Source organism: Phenylobacterium sp., from assembly GCF_031425575.1.
GTDB lineage: Bacteria > Pseudomonadota > Alphaproteobacteria > Caulobacterales > Caulobacteraceae > Phenylobacterium.
Genome location: NZ_JANPJP010000312.1, coordinates 1 through 2,195, shown reverse-complemented (window position 1 = coordinate 2,195; position 2,195 = coordinate 1). Strand labels below are relative to the sequence as shown.

The window sequence follows — 2,195 nt, the reverse complement described above, 5'->3', positions numbered from 1 at the left end:
GCCGGACTGACGATCGCCGCAGAGGCACCGCCGGCGACACGGAACGTCGAGGGGAGCACCGCCTCGGGGGGATCAGCGACCTCGACAGCCTCGTTGGGCTCGCGGGCTACGGGAGGACGTTTCTGGGGACGGGGCATCGCTGCGGTCTCTCCACGAAAGACTCAATCTTGATCCCCCGAACTCTAACAAATCCTCTCTGCGCAGAGCTCCGGCACTAAACGATCCTTTACGGTTGAACCCCGCGCCTCAGACCGTCAGCTCCGCCACCTTCGCCACCCCGGCCGCCTCGAGCGCCGCGATCAACTCCGCCACCGTCGCCTCCAGCTCCGCGGCGTCCCGCCCGCGCATCACCAGGTTCGAGCCATAACCGCCCTCGCCGTAGAAGGGGTAGCTCCCCAGGCTCATACCCGGATGCGCCTTGGCCACCGCCTCCAGCGGCGCGGCGATCACGCCTTCGCCCGAGCCTTCCACCCTAACCGTGCGGCTCAACACCACCGCACCGCCCTTCAGCCGATGACCCACGTCCTCCAGCATGCCGCGCATGATCTGCGGCACGCCGGCCAGCACAAAGACATTGCCGATGGTGAAGCCGGGCGGGCCCTGGACCGGGTTCTTCACCAGATCGCCGCCCACCGGCACCCGCGCCATGCGCCTCCGGGCCGCGTTGGGTTCGGCGCCCCACCGGGCGGTCATCATGGCGATGATGTCGGGGTGTTCGTAGAGCTCGACCCCGAAGGCGGCGGCTACCGCATCGGCGGTGATGTCGTCGTGGGTGGGGCCGATGCCGCCTGTGGTGATGACATAGTCGTAGCGGGTCCGCAGGGCGTCCAAGGCGGCGATGATATCTTCATGCACGTCGGAGACGGTGCGGGCCTCCAGCAGGTCCACCCCATGGACGCCGAGATAGAGCGCGATGTCACGCAGGTTGGTATCCTGGGTGCGGCCCGAGAGGATCTCGTCGCCGATGATCAGCACCGCGGCGGTCACCGCCCCCTGCCCCGCCGGACTACCCATCGCCGCTCTCCTCGCCTAGATCAGGTTTCCGCTTAGCGTATCGGACGAGCCGCGCCCATGGACTTCGACCAACCGCTCGTTCGTGGCCGCCTGGTCAGCCGTTACAAGCGGTTCTTCGCCGATGTGGTGGTGGACGACGGGACGGAGCTGACCACCCACTGTCCGAACCCCGGCGCCATGCTGGGGCTGAACACCCCGGGCTTCCCCGTCTGGATCTCGACGTCGGACAATCCCAAGCGCAAGCTGGCCCACACCCTGGAGATCGTCGAGGTCGACGGCGGTCTGGTGGGGATCAACACCATGCACCCCAACCGGCTGGTGGCCGAGGCCCTGGACCTGGGCCTGATTCCGGAGCTGGCCGGCTACGCCTCCATCCGCCGCGAGGTGAACTACGGGGTCGCCAGCCGCATCGACTTCCTGCTGGAGAGCCCGGGTCGCCCGCCCTGCTGGCTGGAGGTCAAGAACAGTCACCTGAAGCGCACCGGGACCCTGGCCGAGTTCCCCGACTGCGTGGCGGCCCGCTCGCTGAAACACCTCGGAGAGCTGAAGGCCATGGCCGCCCAGGGCCACCGGGCGGTCATGCTGTTCGTGATCCAGCGCACCGACTGCGACGCCTTCGCCGCCTGCGCCGAACTCGATCCCAAATACGCCGCCGGCCTGATCGACGCGGCGAAGGCGGGGGTTGAGGTTTTGTGCTATGCTTGCCACATCGGTGCGGACGCCATCCGCATCACCCACGCCATCCCCTGGCGCGACGCCCCCACCGTCGCGGAGTAACGAGCATGACCCTGACCGACGTCCTCGAGGCCGAGACCCGCACCGGCGAGATCCGCCTCCATGGCCCGGAAGGATTCGACGGCATGCGCGCCGCCGGCAAGCTCGCCGCCGAGTGCCTGGACATGCTGACGCCGCACGTCGTGCCCGGCGCCGTCACCGACGACCTGGACCGCATGGCCCGGGAATTCATTCTCGATCACAAGGCCCTGCCCGCCTGCCTGGGCTATCGCGGCTACACCCGCACGGTCTGCATCTCGGTCAACCACGTAGTCTGCCACGGCATTCCCAGCGAGCGGGCCCTGCGCGAGGGCGACATCGCCAATATCGACGTCACCGTCATCGTCGACGGCTGGCACGGGGATCACAGCCGCATGTACGGCGTCGGCGCGATCGCCCCGCGCGCC

At 68.4% G+C, this 2,195-nt stretch carries 3 protein-coding genes; 2 read left to right on the top strand and 1 reads right to left on the bottom strand.

All coding sequences use genetic code 11. The annotated features are described in order from the left end of the window. Nucleotides 1-246: 246 nt before the first annotated feature. On the bottom strand, nt 247-1,014 hold the full coding sequence (locus tag RMO97_RS17430) for a molybdopterin-binding protein (RefSeq protein ID WP_310542286.1): 768 nt from the start codon (nt 1,012-1,014) through the stop codon (nt 247-249). 57 nt (nt 1,015-1,071) lie between these two features. On the opposite strand from RMO97_RS17430, the gene sfsA reads away from it, so the two are divergent. Both sfsA and RMO97_RS17420 read left to right on the top strand, forming a co-directional pair. Then, the gene (gene sfsA, locus RMO97_RS17425; protein ID WP_310542285.1) at nt 1,072-1,791 is read left to right on the top strand and encodes a DNA/RNA nuclease SfsA; all 720 of its coding nucleotides are present in this window, start codon (nt 1,072-1,074) and stop codon (nt 1,789-1,791) included. Between the two features lie 5 nt (nt 1,792-1,796). After that, nucleotides 1,797-2,195 (top strand): M24 family metallopeptidase (locus RMO97_RS17420; RefSeq protein ID WP_310542284.1); only part of this gene is annotated, 399 nt, incomplete at its 3' end.